We start from the raw sequence: 15,681 nt of genomic DNA, 5'->3' as shown, positions 1-15,681 counted from the left end.
CGCTCAGAACTGGCCCAGGAACCGCAGGTCGTTGCTGTAGAAGTGCCGGATGTCCTCGATCCCCCACCGCAGCATCGCCACCCGCTCCACGCCGATGCCGAACGCGAACCCGGTCACCCGCGACGAATCGTACCCCGCGTTGTCGATGATCTCCGGGTGCACCATCCCCGCGCCGAGGATCTCGATCCACCCCGTGCCGTGGCAGGTGTGGCACTGCCGCCCGTCGCCCCGGCAGATGAAGCAGTCGATCGCCATCTCCACCCCCGGCTCGACGAACGGGAAGTACGAGTGGTGGAAGATGATCCTCCGGTCCGTGCCGAACATCGCCCGCGCCCACTCGTAGAGCACCCCTTTCAGGTCGCTCATCCGCACGCCCTCGTCCACCGCCAGCCCCTCGATCTGCGTGAGCATCCACTCGTGCGTCGCGTCCGTCGCCTCCTGCCGGTAGCACTTCCCCGGCACCACCACCCGCACCGGCGGCTGCGGCGTCCGCTCCATCACGCGGATCTGGTTCGGCGTCGTGTGCGTCCGCAGCAGCATCCGCCGCTTCCCGTCGATGAGCGTGTTCACCCAGATGGTGTCCCACATGTCCCGCGCCGGGTGGTCCTCCGGGATGCGCGCCGCGTCGAAGTTGTACCGGTCCCACTCGACTTCCGGCCCTTCGGCCACCCGGAACCCCATCGCCCGGAACGCATCGAGGCAGTCCCGCAGCGTCCGCGTGATCGGGTGCAGCCGGCCCAGCGGCTGCGGCCGCCCCGGCAGCGTCACGTCGATCGCGCCCTCGCGCGCCAGCCGCTCGAGCTCCGCCCGCTTCAGCGCCTGCCGCCGCTCCTCCAGCCGCTCTTCCAGCGTCTGCTTCAGCGCGTTCACCGCCGCCCCGTAGGCCGCCCGCTCCTCCGGCGCCACCTCGCGGATGCCGCGCAGCAGCACCGTCACCCGCCCGTCCTGCCGGCCCAGCCACTCCGCCCGCCAGCGGTCAAGCGCCGCGTCGTCGGCCGCCGCCTCCAGCGCGGCCAGCGCCTCCGCCTCGAGGCGCGCGAGGCTCCCGGTTTCGGTCGTCATGGGCCTCCAAGTATAGGCAGCTGCCGCCTTACCGTCCGTGCCTGCCCCGGCCCCTACAATCCCCCCGTGCCCCGGCCGCCCGCGCCACCCCGTATCATCCTTCCATGGCTCCTGCTCCTGCTGCTCCCGCTGCTCGCCGCGGCGGCCTGCTCCGGCGGGCGCAGCGAACCGCCGCTCACCCGGGAGTCGAACGTGGCTGACCAGCCCGCCCGCAAATCCTGGGCCGGCTCCGAGCCCGCGCCCCCCTTCCCCCCGGGCCTCACCTGGTTCAACGTCCAGCGCCCGCTCACCCTCGAGGACCTCCGCGGCCGCATCGTCCTCCTCGATTTCTGGACCGCCGGCTGCATCAACTGCCAGCACATCGTCCCGGACCTCCTCCGCCTCGAAGCCGAGTTCGGCAACCGCCTCGTCGTCATCGGCGTCCACTCCGGCAAGTACGCCGAAGAACACGAAGACGAGACCATCCGCGAAGCCATCCGCCGCCTCGGCATCACCCACCCCGTCATCAACGACGCCGACTTCCGCACCTGGACCACCTACGGCGCCCGCGCCTGGCCCACCCTCATCCTCATCGACCCCGCCGGCAACCTCGTCGGCTACCACGAAGGCGAAGGCGTCTATCCCCTCTTCCAGCCCATCCTCGCCTCCCTCGCCGCCGAATTCGGCGAGCGCGGCCTCCTCCGCGACGACCCGCTCCCCGTGCTCATCCCCGGCGCGCCGGCAGCCGCCGCCACCCTCGCCTACCCCTCCGCCGTCGCCGCCGCGCCCGGCCTCGACCGCCTCTACATCGCCGATGCCGGCAACCACCGCATCATCGAAACCACCCGCGCCGGCGAAGTCCTCCGCGTCTTCGGCACCGGCCAGCCCGGCTTCGCCGACGGCGCCCCCGGCGAAGCCGCCTTCCGCGACCCCCAGGGCCTCGCCCTCTCCGCCGACCGCGCCACCCTCTACGTCGCCGACACCCGCAACCACGCCGTCCGCGCCATCGACCTCGCCAGCGGCCAAACCCGCACCATCGCGGGCACCGGCCGTCAGCTCACCCGCCTGCCCATAGGCCCCCAGCCCGCCCGCAGCACCGACCTCGCCTCCCCGTGGGGCCTCGTCGAAGCCGGCTCCCGCCTCTTCATCACCATGGCCGGCGTCCACCAGCTGTGGGCGCTCGACCTGCGCGCCGGCACCATCGAAGTCTTCGCCGGCACCTCCCGCGAAGGCATCGACGACGGCCCCCGCCGCGAGATGGCGACTCTCGCCCAGCCCTCCGGCATCACCGCCGACAGCGCCAGCCTCTACTGGGTCGACCCCGAAAGCTCCTCCGTCCGCACCGTCCCGCTCGACGGCGACGGCGAGGTGACCACCCTCGTCGGCACCGGCCTGTTCGAGTACGGCGACCGCGACGGCATCGGCCGCCAGGGCCAGCTCCAGCACGCCCAGGGTATCGCCCTCGCCGACGGCCTCCTCTACATCGCCGATACCTACAACCACCGCATCCGCATCCTCGACCCGCGCACGCGCCAGCTCGGCACCGCCGCCGGCTCCACACGCGGCTGGACCGACGGCGTCGCCGGCGAAGCCCGCTTCGCTGAACCCACCGGCCTCGCCTTCGCCGACGGCCTCCTCTACATCGCCGATACCGCGAACCACCTCATCCGCACCTTCGACCCCGCGACCGGCCAGGTCGCCACGCTCACCCTCACGAACATCGCCCTCCTCCGGCCGGCCGCCGCCGGCGCCCTCGAAACGCGCGACCTCCCCGCCCAGACCGTCGCCCCCGGCGCGGCGAACCTCCGCATCGAGGTCGCGGCCCCGCCCGGCTACCACCTCAACGCCCTCGCGCCCTCGACGCTCGACCTCGCCTCCAGCAACCCCGCCGTCCTCGAACTCGGCGAGTACCGCCTCCAGTGGCAATCCGACGAGCCGGCCGTCGCCTTCCCCGTCCCGGTCATCCTCGACCCCGGCGAGGCCGTCCTCACCGCCGCCGTCTCCGCCTACTACTGCCGCGACGGCCAGGAAGCCCTCTGCTTCATCGCCCGCATCGAGGTTCGCCTCCCGCTCCGCGTCGAACCTGGCGCAGCCGCCGGCGAGCCCCGCCTCCGCCTCACGCTCCCCGAGCGCTGACCATCGCGTATCATCCCCGCATCCCTCCCGGAGGAGACTGCCCATGGCCGTCCGCGGCTACATCCTCATCGAAACCGAAGTCGGCAAGGCTAAGTCCGTCAGCGCCGCCATCCAGGGCTTCAACTACCCCGGCGCCCGCCTCGTCAACGTCGATACCGTCACCGGCCCCTTCGACGTTATCGCCCAGGTCGAAGCCGACGACCTCGATTCCCTCGGCAACGCCATCACCGAAGCCATCCAGAAGGTGAACGGCGTCCAGCGCACCACCACCTGCCTCGCCGTGCGCCTCGCCTGAATCCCGGCGCTCGCGCCGCTTCGCTACACTTGGGCCATGCTCCCCGTCACCAGCATGATCCCCGTCGAAGAAGCGCGCGAGCGCATCCTCAGCTACTTCTCCCGCCTCGAACCCGAACGGAAACCCCTCCTCGATGCCCTCGGCCAGGTCCTCGCCGAGGACGTCGTCGCGCCCTTCGATATTCCCCCGCTCGATAACACCGCCATGGATGGCTATGCCGTCCGCGCCGCCGATACCGTCGGCGCCAGCGAAGCCGCGCCGGTCGAGCTCCGCGTCATCGCCGACCTTGCCGCCGGCTACGTCCTCGAAACCCCCGTCGGCCCCGGCGAAGCCGTCCGCATCATGACCGGCGCGCCCATCCCCCCCGGCGCCGACGCCATCGTCCCCTTCGAAGAGACCGACGAAGCCCTCCGCGGCATCAACGAAGCCGCCCGCAAGTCCGGCGCCGTGCGCGTCCTCAAAGCCGCCAGCCCCGGCGCCAACATCCGCCGCCGCGGCGAAGACGTCCGCAGCGGCACCACCGTCATCCCCGCCGGCCGTGTCATCCGCCCCTCAGAGGTCGGCGTCCTCGCCTCCATCGGCCTCACGCACGTCACCGTCATCCGCCGGCCCGTCGTCGCCATCCTCTCCACGGGCGACGAAATCACCCCGCCCGGCGAACCGCTCCAGCCCGGCCGCATCTACGACGCCAACGCCTACAGCGTCGCCGCCCTCGTCCGGAAGTACGGCGGCATCCCCCGCATCCTCGGCATCGCCCGCGACACCGTCGACGACCTCACCGCGAAAATCCGCGAGGGCCTCGATGCCGACATGCTCGTCACCTCCGCCGGCGTCTCCCGCGGCGACTTCGACGTCGTCAAAGACGTCCTCGCCCGCGAAGGCAACATCGACTTCTGGACCGTCCGCATGCGCCCCGGGAAGCCGCTCGCTTTCGGCGCCTTCACCGCCCCGGACGGCCGCAAAGTCCCCCACCTCGGCCTCCCCGGCAACCCCGTCAGCTCCATGGTCTCGTTCGAACTCTTCGGCCGGCCCGCCATTTTCACCATGCTCGGCCGCGCCGACTGGGAGCGCCCCACCATCCGCGCCATCGCCCGCGAATACGTGAAGAACCCGGACGGCCGCCGCTTCTACGCCCGCTGCATCGTCACCCGCGGCGATGACGGCCGCTGGTACGCCGACCTCACCGGCCCGCAGGGCTCCGGCATGCTCACCTCCATGAGCGCCGCCAACGCCCTCGCCGTCATCCCGGAGGACGTCCCGGCCGCCAATCCCGGCGACGAAATCGAGTGCATCATGCTCGACTGGGAGCACGCTCCCTAGGGTTCCCCCGGGCCGAATCCTGGCCGCGCGCGCTACCGCCGCGCCAGCCGCGCCCCGTACTGCCGCTCGAAGTACCGCGCGAAGTCGCCGTTCGCCGTCTGCGCCCAGGCCGCGCCGTGCTCCCGGTACCAGGCCACCGTCGCCGCCAGCCCCTCCCGGAAGGGCACCCGCGGCCGCCAGCCGCGCGCCCGCAGCCGCGAACTGTCCAGCGCATACCGCCGGTCGTGGCCCGGCCGGTCCGCCACCGGCGTGATCAGCTCCCGCGGCCGCTCCAGCAGCTCGCAAATGAGCTCAGCCGTCTCCCGGTTCCGCACCCGCTCCCCGCTCCCCATGTGCACCGCGTGCACCCCCGGCTCCGCCGGCAGCTCCCGCAGCACCAACCGCAGCGCCTCCACGAAATCGCCCGCGTACAGCCACTCGCGCTCCTGCAAGCCGTCCCCGTAGAGCGGCATCGGCTCCCCCGCCAGCGCCCGCATCGTGAACAGCGGGATGAACTTCTCGAGGTGCTGGTTCGGCCCGTACACGTTGCAGCACCGCAGCACCGTCACCGCCATCCCGTACGTCTCCGCGTACGCCCGCACCATCAGCTCCGCCGCCGCCTTGCTCGCCGCGTACGGCGAGCTCGGTGCGAACGGCGCATCCTCCGCCGCCTCGCCCGGCGCCGCGATGCTGCCGAACACCTCGTCGGTCGACATGTGCACCAGCGCCGTCCCCGGCCGCTCCCGCGCCGCCTCCAGCAGCGTCACCACCCCCTCCACGTCCGTCCGCACGAACACCCCCGGCTCCAGCAGCGACCGGTCCACGTGCGTCTCTGCCGCGAAGTTCAGCACGAGGTCCGCCCCGTCCATCAGCCCGCGCACCAGCTCGAGGTCGCAGATGTCCCCCTGCACGAACCGGTAGCGCGGATGGCCCTCGACTTCCGCGAGGTTCGCCGGGTTCGCCGCATACGTCAGCTTGTCGAGGTTCGTCACGTCCCAGCCGTCCGCCAGCAATCCCCGCACGACGTGGCTCCCGATGAACCCGCACCCGCCGGTGACCAGCGCCCTCACCCGTCCCGCTCCACCCGCGAATGGTCGCCCAGCGTCAGCCGCGCGCCCGCCGGTGCACCCGCCACCCGTACGTGCCGCCCCAGCATCGAGTGCGCCACGCCCGGGCAGTCGGCCACCTCACTGTCGCTCATCACGATCGCGTCCTCCACCCGGCTCCGCACCACCCGCGTCCGTTCGCCGACCGCCGCGAACGGCCCCACGCGGCTGTCCACGACCTCCGCCCCCGCCCCGATGACGGCTGGCCCGATCAGTTCGCTCCCTTCGACGCGCGCCCCGGCTTCGATGACCACCGCGCCCTCCACCCGGCTCCCTGCCACGACGGCGCCCGGCGCAATCTGCCGCTCGACCGTCCCCAGCAGCAGCCGGTTCGCCGCGAGGATGTCCTCCATCTTCCCCGTGTCGATCCACTCCCGCGGGGTCACTTCCACCTCCACCCGGCACCCCCGCGCCAGCAGCCCGTTGATCGCGTCCGCGATCTCCAGCTCGCCCCGCGCGCTCGGCCGCTGCGCCGCGATCACGTCGAACACCACCGGCCGAAACGCGTACACGCCGATGACCGCGAGGTTCGACGGCGGCTCCGCCGGCTTTTCGACCACCTCGGCGAGCCGCTCCCCGGCCATCCGCGCCACCCCGAACGCCCGCGGGTCCGCCACCTCGCGCAGGATCACCGCGCCGTCTGCTCCCGCCCGTCCGAACCGCTCCACGAACCCGGCGATACCGCCCATCAACACGTTGTCGCCGAGGTACAGCACGAACGGCTCGTCGCCGACGAACTCCCGGCAGACCAGCGCGCCGTGCGCGATGCCCAGCGGCGCCTCCTGCCGCACGTACGTGAACCGCACCCCGAAGGCGCTCCCGTCGCCCATCGCCTCCCGGACCTGCGCCTCCGTCTCGCCCACCACCAGCGCGATCTCCCGCACCCCCGCCTCCGCCAGCTGGCGCACCGGGAAGTGCAGCACCGGCGTATTCGCAATCGGCACCAGCTGCTTCGCGCCCGAGTACGTGAACGGCCGGAGCCGGCTCCCCTTGCCGCCCGCCAGCACGATCCCCTTCATCCCCGGGGATTATAGGCAGCCATCCCCCTAAGATCGCCCGGTGCCGAACGTGATGCACGTGGCCCTGGACGCCTCCGCCCTGCCCGCCCGCCCCGCCGGCGCTGGCGTCTACATGCTCGAGCTCGCCGCCGCGCTCGCCGCGCGCCCCTCGCTCGAGGTCACCGCCTTCGCCTCCCGCCCTCTGCCCGGCTGCTGCCATCGGCCGGTCCCCGCCGGCTACCCGGCCCGCCGCTTCGCCTGGCAGCTCCGCTCGCTCGGCTCGGCCGTCGCCGCATCCGGCGCGCACCTCCTCCACGGCCTGCACTTCTACACGCCGCGCCGCCTGCCGGTTCCTGCCGTCACCACCATCCACGACCTCACCTTCTTCCGCATCCCCCGCCGCTACCCGCCCTCCCGCCGCTTTTACTACCGCCTCATCGCCCACACCGCCCGCTTCGCCGGCCGCGTCATCGTCCCGTCCTCGGCTGTCGCGCAGGATGCGGTCCGCTACCTCGGCCTCCCGGCCGAGCGCATCCGCGTGATTCCCGAAGCGCCGCGCGCCGGACTCCGCTCCGCCGATCCCGCCCGCGTCGCCGCCGCCCGCGCGAAGTACGCCCTCGGCGATGGCCCCTACCTCCTCTGCCTCGGCACCGCCGAGCCCGGCAAGCGCGCCGTCGATGCCCTCCGCGCCCTGCCGGCCATCCGCGAGCGCCACCCCGGCGTCCTCCTCGCGCTCGCCGGCAACCCTGGCCCGCTTCTCGGCCCCCTCCAGCGCGAAGCCGCCCGTCTCGGCGTCGCCGAGGCCGTCCGCTGGCTCGGCTACGTTCCGGATGGCGACCTCCCCGCCCTGCTCACCGGCGCGACGGCCCTCGTCTTCCCCTCCCTCTTCGAAGGCTTCGGCCTCCCCCCGCTCGAAGCGATGGCCTGCGGCACCCCGGTCATCGCCGCCGATGCCCCGGCGATGTCCGAAGTCCTCGCCGGCGCCGCCCTCTTCGTCCCGCTCCGCTCTCCCGCAGCCATCGCCGCCGAAGCCTCCCGCCTCCTCGCCGACCCCGCCTTCCGCGCCGACCTCGCCCACCGCTCGCTCCAGCACGCTGCCCGCTTCTCGTGGGCGAACGCCGCCGACCTCACTGAATCCGTCTACCGCGAGCTCGTCCCGTGACCATCGGCGTCGTCATCGTCACCTTCCGCTGCCGCGACCTCGCCCTCGCCGCCCTCCGCTCCCTCGAGGCGCGCGCCCCGGAGCTCCTCCAGACCACCGTCGTCGTCGATAACGCCTCCTTCGACGGCACCGTCGAAGCGGTCCGCGCGGCCTTCCCTGCCGTCACCGTCGTCGAACACCGCCGCAACCTCGGCTTCGCCGCCGCCGTCAACCGCGGGATCGACGCCTTGCCGAACGCTGACGTCATCTGCCTCCTCAATCCCGACGCCGAACTGCTCGACGACGGCATCTTCGCGGCCGCCACCTACCTCGAGGCCCACCCGGACGTCGGCGTCCTCGGCGGCCGCATCCTCAACCCGGACGGCTCCATCCAGCCCTCCGCGCGCGCCTTCCCCTCCCACAAGAACGCCCTCTTCAACCGCCACTCCCTCCTCACGAAACTCTTCCCCGGCAACCGCTGGTCCCGCCAGTACCTCATGACCGACTGGAGCCACGACGACATCCGCCCCGTCGACTGGGTCTCGGGCGCCTTCATGCTCATCCACCGCCGCGCGCTCGAGGCCGTCGGCCCCTTCGACCCTGCCTACTTCTTCAGCATCGAAGACGTCGACTTCTGCCGCCGCGTGCACGATGCCGGACTCCGCGTCGAATACTTCCCCGGCGCCGCCGTCCGCCACCGTGTCGGCGGCAGCTCACGGAAGGCCGTCTACCGCGCCATGGCGGGCCACCACCGCGGCATGTGGCGGTACTACCGGAAGCACTTCCGCGGCAACCCGCTCCTCCACGCCGTCACCGCCGCCGGCATCGGCCTCCGCTTCGCCCTCCACGCCGTCTCCTACGCCCTGCGCGCCGGCCGCGCCCGGCTGCTCGGCCGCGAAGCCCCCTGACCCGCTAAATCGGCGCGCCGCGCCGCGTCGTCGCTGCCGAGAGCGCTCCCAGCTCCGTGCTCGGCGGCGTTCCCTCCACGTACTCGCGCACGATCGCCCGCCACGGCCCCCGCGCCCGCAGGCTCGCGAACAGCCCCGCCAGCCCGAAGTTGATCCGCGTCAGGAACACCATCCCCTCCGGCACGTTGCAGTGCCGGTTGATCTGCCCGCCCAGCCCCGTCGTCATCGTGTTCCGCCGCACCATCTCCGCCGCCAGCTCCGGCGTGAACTCCACCTCGTCCTCGAGGATCGGCGCCCAGTACCAGTGCATGTGCTCGTACAGCTCGTCCGTCGTGAACGGCGCGTTCGGCAGCAGGATCCCGATCGCCTCCGTCGCCGCCCGCCAGCCCTCCCGGTCGCCACGGTCCAGCGCCCGGATCAGCCGCTTGAACCCCTCGATGACCGCGCCGTCGAACTCCGCCACGCAGCCGTAGTCCACGAACCCCACCGTCCCGTCATCGAGCAGCAGGTAGTTGCCCGGGTGCGGGTCCCCGTTGAACAGCCCGTGCCGGTAGATGCTCCCGAAGCAGAACCGGTAGAGCATCTCGCCCAGCCGGTTCCGCTCCGCCTGCGGCAGCGTCACCGCCTCCCGGAACGGCCGCCCGGGCAGCCACTCCTGCACGAGCACCGTGTCGGTCGTCAGCTCGTGGTACACCCGCGGCACCCGCACGAACCCGTGCCCTTCGAACGCATCGAAGAACCGCTGCTGCCACGCCGCCTCCCGCCGGTAATCCAGCTCGCCCCGGATGCCGTCGCCGAGGTCGCGCACCAGCGTCTCGATGTCGAGCCCCTTCGCCACCAGCCCGCCCAGCCCGAGCAGGATCGCGACGTTCGCCAGGTCCCGCTCGATCGCCTCCCGCACCCCCGGGTACTGCACCTTCACCGCCACCTTCGTGCCGTCCCTCAGCTCCGCCCGGTGCACCTGCCCGATCGACGCCGCCGCGAACGGCTCGCGTTCGAACCGCCGGAACACCCGCGAAGCCGGCTGGCCGTAGGCCGCCTCGAGCGCCTCTTCCACCAGCCCGTACGCCATCGGGGGCGCATTCGACTGCAGGCTCGCCAGCCCTTCCGCCATCTCCGGCGGCACCACCCCGCTCAGCATCGAGAGCACCTGCCCCACCTTCATCGCCGCGCCCTTCATCTCGCCCATCGCCCGCGTCACATCCTCCGCCGTCCGCAGCACCGCCTCCTTCCGCTTCTCCTCCCGGCGCGCGCCCCGGTACCGGAACGTCCCCAGCCAGCGCAGGGCAGCTGCGCCTGCCAGCCGCGCCGGCACTGCCGTCCGCGCCAGCCGTCCCGTCCGCATCGCCGAAGTGCGGGGTCGCTCCTCCATCCTCTCGAACCGGGCCTCAGCCGCCCGCGCCCGGCCGAACCGCCCTGCGCTGGCACCTCCTAGCGTCGCGGCTTCCCGCCCCGACCCGCAACCGCCCCGCTCACGCTCCCCGCCTCGCCGCCGCAAAGATCCGGGAAAATCTCCGGGTTTCCATCTATTCAGACTATCGATGCATAGCCGATACTTGGGTTACGAGGCTCCGACCCATGGCTGGCATCTTCTACGACCCCCGCACCCGCCGCCTCCACGCCGTCACCGGCCACCCCGACCCCGCCTGGACGCTCGTCACCCACAACGTCCACGCCAGCGTCCACCACTGCCGCCGCATCATGAGCGAGTGGCTCAGCCCGGACGAACTCTGGAAGGTCGACTGGCACATCGAGCGGCACTCCCGCTCCGCCTGAGCGCGCTACCATCGGTCCTGTGACCGACCACCTCGCCGAGGCGCTCGCGGCGCTCGATGCCGCCCCCCGTCCCCTCGCCCGCCGCTTCGACAGCCCCGAGCCGCTCGCCGGGCCCGTCGCCTTCCTCCCCGCCGCCTTCAACCCGCCCACCCTCGCGCACCTCCGCCTCCTCCAGCGCGCCGCCGAGGCCGCCGCAGCCCTCCCGGCCGCCGTCCTCACCACCCGCAACGTCGACAAGGCCGTGACCGGCGCGCCGCTCCCCGCCCGCGTCGAGATGCTCCTCGCCGCCCGCCGCGACGGCTACGAGGTCGCGGTCGTCGCCGCCAACGCCGCCCGCATCATCGACCAGGTCGCAGCCCTCGAAGCGGCCTTCCCCGCCGCCGACCCCACGCCCGTCGTCGGCTTCGATACGCTCGTCCGCCTCTTCGACCCCCGCTACTACGCCGACATGGCCGCCGAGCTCGACCCCTTCTTCGAACGCCGCCGCATCATCGCGGCCAACCGCGGCCCCCACGCCCTCGAGGCCGTCGCCGAGTGGCTCCACCAGAACGCCCGCGACTACGCGGCGCGCGTCATCCTCGTCGAACTCGACGCCGAGCACGCCGCCATGTCTTCCACGCTCGCCCGCGACCTCGCTGCTGCCGGTCGCCTGCCGGACCTCGTCCCGCCCTCCGTCCGCACCATCCTCGCCGAGCGCGGCTACTACGCGCCCCGCAGCGGCCTCACGTAATCTCCGAAATGTCCAGCGCGCTCTCCAGCGCCAGCACGCCCTGCGCTGCCAGCGCGCGCACCTCCTCCTCGCCCAGCCCCAGCCAGCCGCCCAGGACCTCCGCCGTATCCCCGCCAAGGTCCGGCGGCGGCCCCGTGATGCCCGTCTCGCTCCGCGACATCCGCACCGGCGTGTTCGCGATCGGGATCGTCCCCGCCACCGGGTGGCTCACCTCGCGGATCATCCCGCGCGCCTGCACCTGCGGGTCGGCCACCACCTCCGGCACTGTGTTCACCGGCCCCGCCGGGATGCCCGCCGCGAGCAGCTCCTCCAGCCACGCCGCCGTCGTCCGCTGCCGGAACGCCGCCGCCAGCAGCGGCTCCAGCTCCGCATGGTTCTTCGTCCGCTTCGGCCCTGTCAGGAACCGCTCGTCGTCGATCAGCTCCGGCACCCCGAGAATCGCGCACAGCAGGTTCCACTGGTTCTCCTCGCCGAACCCCAGCGCGATCACGATCCACCCGTCCGCCGTCGGGAACGCCTGGAACGGCGTCGCGCTCGGGTGCCGCGTCCCCAGCGGCCCCGGCACCTCGCCGGTGACGAAGTAGCGCATGATCGCGTTCTCCATCACCGTCACCTGGCAATCGAGCATGCTGATGTCGATCGCCTGACCCAGCCCGCTCCGGTCCCGCTCCCGCAGCGCCGCGAGGATGCCGATGACCGCGAACATCCCCGCCACGACGTCCCCGTACGATACCCCCGGCCGGATCGGCGGCCCGCCTGGTTCTCCGGTAATCGAGAGCACGCCGCCCATCGCCTGCACCACGATGTCGAGCGCCGCGCGGTCGCGGTATGGCCCCGTCTGCCCGAATCCGCTGATGCTCGCGAGGATGATCCGCGGGTTCCGCGCCGAGAGCACCGGGTAGTCGATCCCCAGCTTCTCCAGCGTCCCCGGCGTGAAGTTCTCCATCACCACGTCCGCCTGCTCCACCAGCCGCAGGAACAGCTCCCGCCCCTCCGGCCGCTTCAGGTCGATCGCCAGGCTCCGCTTCCCCCGGTTCACCGAGAAGAAGTACCCGCTCCAGCCGTTCTGGTACGGCCCCGTCGTCCGCGAAATATCCCCGTAGGGCGGCCGCTCGATCTTCACCACCTCCGCCCCGAGATCGCACAGGATCATCGAGCCGAACGGGCCCGCCAGCACCCACGTCAGGTCCAGCACCCGCACGCCCTCCAGCGGCCGGCCCATCACCGCGCGCTCCCCTGCAGCATCATCCCCCGATTCTGCCGCGCCCGCGGCTCCCGGTCGAAGCCCCGCCCCGTCGAGCCCGGCCCCGGCGTCAGGCCGCCTTCGCCCGCTCCGCCGGCGCGGCCTTCCCCTTCACCACCGTCAGCGCGTACTCCCGCGTCGCCGTCACCGGGTCCTTCGTCCGCCACTGGTGCGCCTCGGTAATCACCGTCAGCGTCCCCGCGAACCGCATCCAGAACAGCAGGTACCGGTACGCCGGCATGAACGGGATCACCCACCACCCCCGCCACAGCCGCCGCGCGCTCGGGTGCACCACCAGCAGCGCGCTCGTCGCCCACGTCGCCGCCTCGATGACCACGTACGCCAGGTAGAGCGCCACCCCCGCCCAGAACACCGTCGACCACGAGTACCCGAAGAACACCAGCCCCGGCAGCAGGAACGTCCACGCCACCCGCGGGAACGCCAGCGTGTGGTCCACCAGCAGCGTCCGCACCGGCGCGAACCCCTTGAAGAACAGTCCCCGGTTCGCCAGCTTCGGGTGCGCCGCGATCACCTCGATCTCGCCCCGCTGCCACCGCACCCGCTGCGAATACAGCGCCTTCAGGCTCGGGATCGGGTCGGTGTAGCAGACCGCGCTCGGCACCACGCCCACCTTCTTCCCCGGGAACCGCTCCTGCAGCTCGAACGTCATGAACGTGTCTTCGCCCACCGTGCTCGCGTCATAGAGGTGCGTCGCCAGCAGCGCCTCCCGCCGGAACGCGCTGAACGCCCCCGCCAGCGTGAACAGCCGCCGCGACAGCGTCTCGAACCGCCGCCCCACGTTGAAGCTGAAGTAGTACTCCTGGAACTCGCACTCGTGCAGCAGCCGCATCCACCCCCTCTCGCCCGCCTCCGGCCGGATCTCCACCGCCCCCGTCGCCGCGATGAGATCCTCGTCGTGCTCGAACGCCGCCACCATGTTCGCGACCGCGTCCTCGTGCAGCACCACGTCCGAGTCCACGTTGATGATGTAGTCCCCCCGGGCGAAGTGGATGCCCGCGTTCAGCGCCCACGTCTTCCCCTGGTGGAAGGTCGACATCCAGTGGATCTGCCCCGGCCAGTCCGCCTGCTGCTCCTCGCAGAACACCCGGTACGAGTCGTCCTTGCTCCCGTTGTCGATCGCCAGCACTTCGATCAGCTCGTTCGGGTAGCTCTGCCGCTTGATCGATTGCAAGCAGGCCCCGAGCTGCTCCTGGCTGTTGTACACCGGCACGATGATGGTCACCCGCGGCCACTTCCCACGCGGCGCCTCCGTCACCGGCCGGATCGGCAGCCGCTTCGCCCGCCCCAGGATCGTCGCCGCGAGGTAGTTGAACGCCTGGTACCCGTCCACCAGAATCGGCACGAACAGCCACACCCCCCAGAAGCCCAGCGCCGGCAGCCACCAGTCGGTCGTCATCTCAGGCCTCCCGCAGCCGCGCGTACACCACGCGCAGCGTCGGCCGCGTAATCGCGAACCAGTAGATCCCGATCGCGAGCAGGAAGAACACAGCCCGCCCGAACACCACGTGCGCGATGTCCAGCCAGTCCTGCCCGCCGTACGCCACCGCGCCGACGATCACCAGCATCCGCACCACGTTCGCGATGAACGTCAGCCCCAGCGCCGCCAGCAGCACCAGCAGCCGCCGGCCCTTCGGCAGCGCCGGGTAGAACAGCACCAGCCCCATCAGCGCCGCCAGCTCCAGCAGCCCCGAGCACTCGATCCCGATGCTCAGCCGCGTCCACTCCTGGTGGTGCGGCACCCCGATGACCAGCAGCTCGCCCGCCCGGTCATCGAACAGCTCCGTCCGGATGCCCAGCAGCCACGAGACCGCGTGCACCGCGTGCGCCGTCGCCACCCGGACCATCAGCTCGCCAGGCAGCAGGTCCCGCGCCGCCACCACCGCCAGCACCGCCCCGCCCGCCGCCCCGAGGATGAAGTACGGCAGCCACGCCCCGGCTTTCCAGAAGAACCGCACGGCGAGCGCCCACGCGATGACCGCCGGCACGAACCACGCGAGCGTCGTCATGCCGTCTGCCCGGCCTTCCGGTTCACCCACCACGCGGCCCCGACCGCGAACGTCCCGAACAGGCCGAGCAGCAGCCAGCCCATCGTCGGCGCGCCCGAGCACCGGTACGTGACCGTCAGCGACTCCCGCGGCCCGTTCGGGTCCAGCCCCCACTCGACCGTGTTCGTGACCTCGCACTCCTCGCCCTTCGGCTCGAACTTCTGCTCGATGAGGAAGTACTGGCCCGGCGCCGTCGCGTAGAACTTGCCGTAGCCGCCATTCGCGATATCGCCGCAGGCAGCCCCGTTGAACTCCTGGCAGGTCGCCGCGTTCGCATCCCAGACGAGCAGGTCAACCGCGGCCGTCGGCTCGACCCGCCAGGTCACGACCCCGTCGTCCTCCTTCACGAACGTCTTCGTCACGCTCACCTTCGGCTGCTCGCCCGGCCGCTTGTTGTAGGCGCACAGGTGCGTCACCCCGCCGGCCGCCTTCGCGTCGGCGCTCACCGAGACCTTCGCCGCGAGGTTCCCGCCCTTCGGGTCCTTCGGGCACCCCTTCGCCCCGTCCGGCGAAGCGACCAGGTCGAACAGCAGCGGGTTCGGCCCGCCCGTTGCCGGGTCGAGCTCCGTCACCAGGTAATCCCCGGGCGCGAGCGGGACCAGCTCGCCGTCGACGAACTTCTGCAGCCCGGTGTTGTTCGCATCCGCGAGCAGGAACACCCACTCGCCCGGCGGCGCAGCCGGCCGCCAGCCGCCCTTCCCGTCCGGCACGTACTTGTGCACCATCAGCGAGGCCGCGGGCTTCACGGGGTCGACCGTCGCCGACGCCGAAGCGGTGCTCGTCGGGGTCGGGGTCGGCGTCGCGGTGTTCGTCGGCGTCGGCGAAGCGCCCGGCGAGGCCGTCGCCGCGGCCTTCGTCGGCGTGTTCGTTGGCGTGGCGGTGGGCGTCGGCGTCGGTTTCGGCGTCGGCTTCGAGCCGTCCCACGTGTACAGGATGCAGTAC

At 72.1% G+C, this 15,681-nt stretch carries 14 protein-coding genes and 1 pseudogene; 7 read left to right on the top strand and 8 right to left on the bottom strand.

Features of this window, described 5'->3' with window-relative positions:
- Positions 1 to 3 precede the first annotated feature (3 nt).
- Positions 4 to 1,062, bottom strand: a complete 1,059-nt coding sequence (gene pheS, locus N2041_RS07990) for a phenylalanine--tRNA ligase subunit alpha (RefSeq protein WP_297677571.1) — start codon at positions 1,060 to 1,062, stop codon at positions 4 to 6.
- A gap of 66 nt (positions 1,063 to 1,128) precedes the next feature.
- Here pheS and N2041_RS07985 point away from each other — a divergent pair, with 66 nt between their 5' ends.
- Genes N2041_RS07985 through glp form a run of 3 tightly spaced genes read left to right on the top strand, consistent with a single transcriptional unit; the run spans position 1,129 to position 4,792 of the window.
- Positions 1,129 to 3,177 carry a thioredoxin-like domain-containing protein gene (locus N2041_RS07985; protein ID WP_297677570.1) on the top strand — a complete coding sequence of 683 codons (2,049 nt, stop codon included), beginning with the start codon at positions 1,129 to 1,131 and terminating at the stop codon, positions 3,175 to 3,177.
- Between the two features lie 43 nt (positions 3,178 to 3,220).
- A complete protein-coding gene (locus N2041_RS07980; protein WP_270055633.1) occupies positions 3,221 to 3,472 on the top strand; it encodes an Lrp/AsnC ligand binding domain-containing protein in 252 nt (83 codons plus the stop codon).
- A gap of 36 nt (positions 3,473 to 3,508) precedes the next feature.
- On the top strand, positions 3,509 to 4,792 hold the full coding sequence (glp, locus tag N2041_RS07975) for a gephyrin-like molybdotransferase Glp (RefSeq protein WP_297677566.1): 1,284 nt from the start codon (positions 3,509 to 3,511) through the stop codon (positions 4,790 to 4,792).
- Positions 4,793 to 4,824: 32 nt separating this feature from the next.
- Here the strand turns inward: glp and rfbB are convergent, their stop codons facing one another.
- The gene (rfbB, locus tag N2041_RS07970; protein ID WP_297677564.1) at positions 4,825 to 5,841 is read right to left on the bottom strand and encodes a dTDP-glucose 4,6-dehydratase; all 1,017 of its coding nucleotides are present in this window, start codon (positions 5,839 to 5,841) and stop codon (positions 4,825 to 4,827) included.
- Positions 5,838 to 6,896, bottom strand: a complete 1,059-nt coding sequence (locus tag N2041_RS07965; protein ID WP_297677562.1) for a glucose-1-phosphate thymidylyltransferase — start codon at positions 6,894 to 6,896, stop codon at positions 5,838 to 5,840. The genes rfbB and N2041_RS07965 overlap by 4 nt, the downstream gene beginning before the upstream one ends.
- A gap of 40 nt (positions 6,897 to 6,936) precedes the next feature.
- Here N2041_RS07965 and N2041_RS07960 point away from each other — a divergent pair, with 40 nt between their 5' ends.
- Positions 6,937 to 8,037, top strand: coding sequence for a glycosyltransferase family 1 protein (locus tag N2041_RS07960; RefSeq protein ID WP_297677560.1), 1,101 nt, complete (start codon positions 6,937 to 6,939; stop codon positions 8,035 to 8,037).
- Positions 8,034 to 8,924 (top strand): glycosyltransferase family 2 protein, encoded by an 891-nt coding sequence (locus N2041_RS07955; protein ID WP_297677558.1) that lies wholly within the window; start codon positions 8,034 to 8,036, stop codon positions 8,922 to 8,924. The genes N2041_RS07960 and N2041_RS07955 overlap by 4 nt, the downstream gene beginning before the upstream one ends.
- A 4-nt stretch (positions 8,925 to 8,928) precedes the next feature.
- On the opposite strand, the gene N2041_RS07950 is transcribed toward N2041_RS07955, so the two are convergent.
- Positions 8,929 to 10,269, bottom strand: coding sequence for an AarF/ABC1/UbiB kinase family protein (locus N2041_RS07950; RefSeq protein ID WP_297677556.1), 1,341 nt, complete (start codon positions 10,267 to 10,269; stop codon positions 8,929 to 8,931).
- A gap of 233 nt (positions 10,270 to 10,502) precedes the next feature.
- Here N2041_RS07950 and N2041_RS07945 point away from each other — a divergent pair, with 233 nt between their 5' ends.
- Both N2041_RS07945 and N2041_RS07940 read left to right on the top strand, forming a co-directional pair.
- Positions 10,503 to 10,700 carry a hypothetical protein gene (locus tag N2041_RS07945; RefSeq protein ID WP_297677554.1) on the top strand — a complete coding sequence of 66 codons (198 nt, stop codon included), beginning with the start codon at positions 10,503 to 10,505 and terminating at the stop codon, positions 10,698 to 10,700.
- 19 nt (positions 10,701 to 10,719) lie between these two features.
- Positions 10,720 to 11,430 (top strand): hypothetical protein, encoded by a 711-nt coding sequence (locus tag N2041_RS07940; protein ID WP_297677552.1) that lies wholly within the window; start codon positions 10,720 to 10,722, stop codon positions 11,428 to 11,430.
- Here the strand turns inward: N2041_RS07940 and N2041_RS07935 are convergent.
- The 4 genes and pseudogenes from N2041_RS07935 to N2041_RS07920 form a co-directional block, all read right to left on the bottom strand.
- Positions 11,423 to 12,652, bottom strand: a complete 1,230-nt coding sequence (locus tag N2041_RS07935) for a CaiB/BaiF CoA-transferase family protein (RefSeq protein ID WP_297677550.1) — start codon at positions 12,650 to 12,652, stop codon at positions 11,423 to 11,425. The genes N2041_RS07940 and N2041_RS07935 overlap by 8 nt on opposite strands.
- Positions 12,653 to 12,743: 91 nt before the next feature.
- Positions 12,744 to 14,090: a TIGR03111 family XrtG-associated glycosyltransferase gene (locus N2041_RS07930; RefSeq protein WP_297677548.1), complete on the bottom strand. Its 1,347-nt coding sequence runs from the start codon at positions 14,088 to 14,090 to the stop codon at positions 12,744 to 12,746.
- A gap of 1 nt (position 14,091) precedes the next feature.
- A complete protein-coding gene (locus N2041_RS07925) occupies positions 14,092 to 14,700 on the bottom strand; it encodes an archaeosortase/exosortase family protein (RefSeq protein WP_297677546.1) in 609 nt (202 codons plus the stop codon).
- A pseudogene (locus tag N2041_RS07920) lies at positions 14,697 to 15,681 on the bottom strand (hypothetical protein); the annotation flags it as partial. The pseudogene N2041_RS07920 and the gene N2041_RS07925, both read right to left, overlap by 4 nt.

This window comes from Tepidiforma sp. (genome assembly GCF_026419595.1).
Classification (GTDB): domain Bacteria; phylum Chloroflexota; class Dehalococcoidia; order Tepidiformales; family Tepidiformaceae; genus Tepidiforma.
Note: the sequence above shows the minus strand (reverse complement) of the source record. Positions and strands in the feature narration are given on the sequence as shown.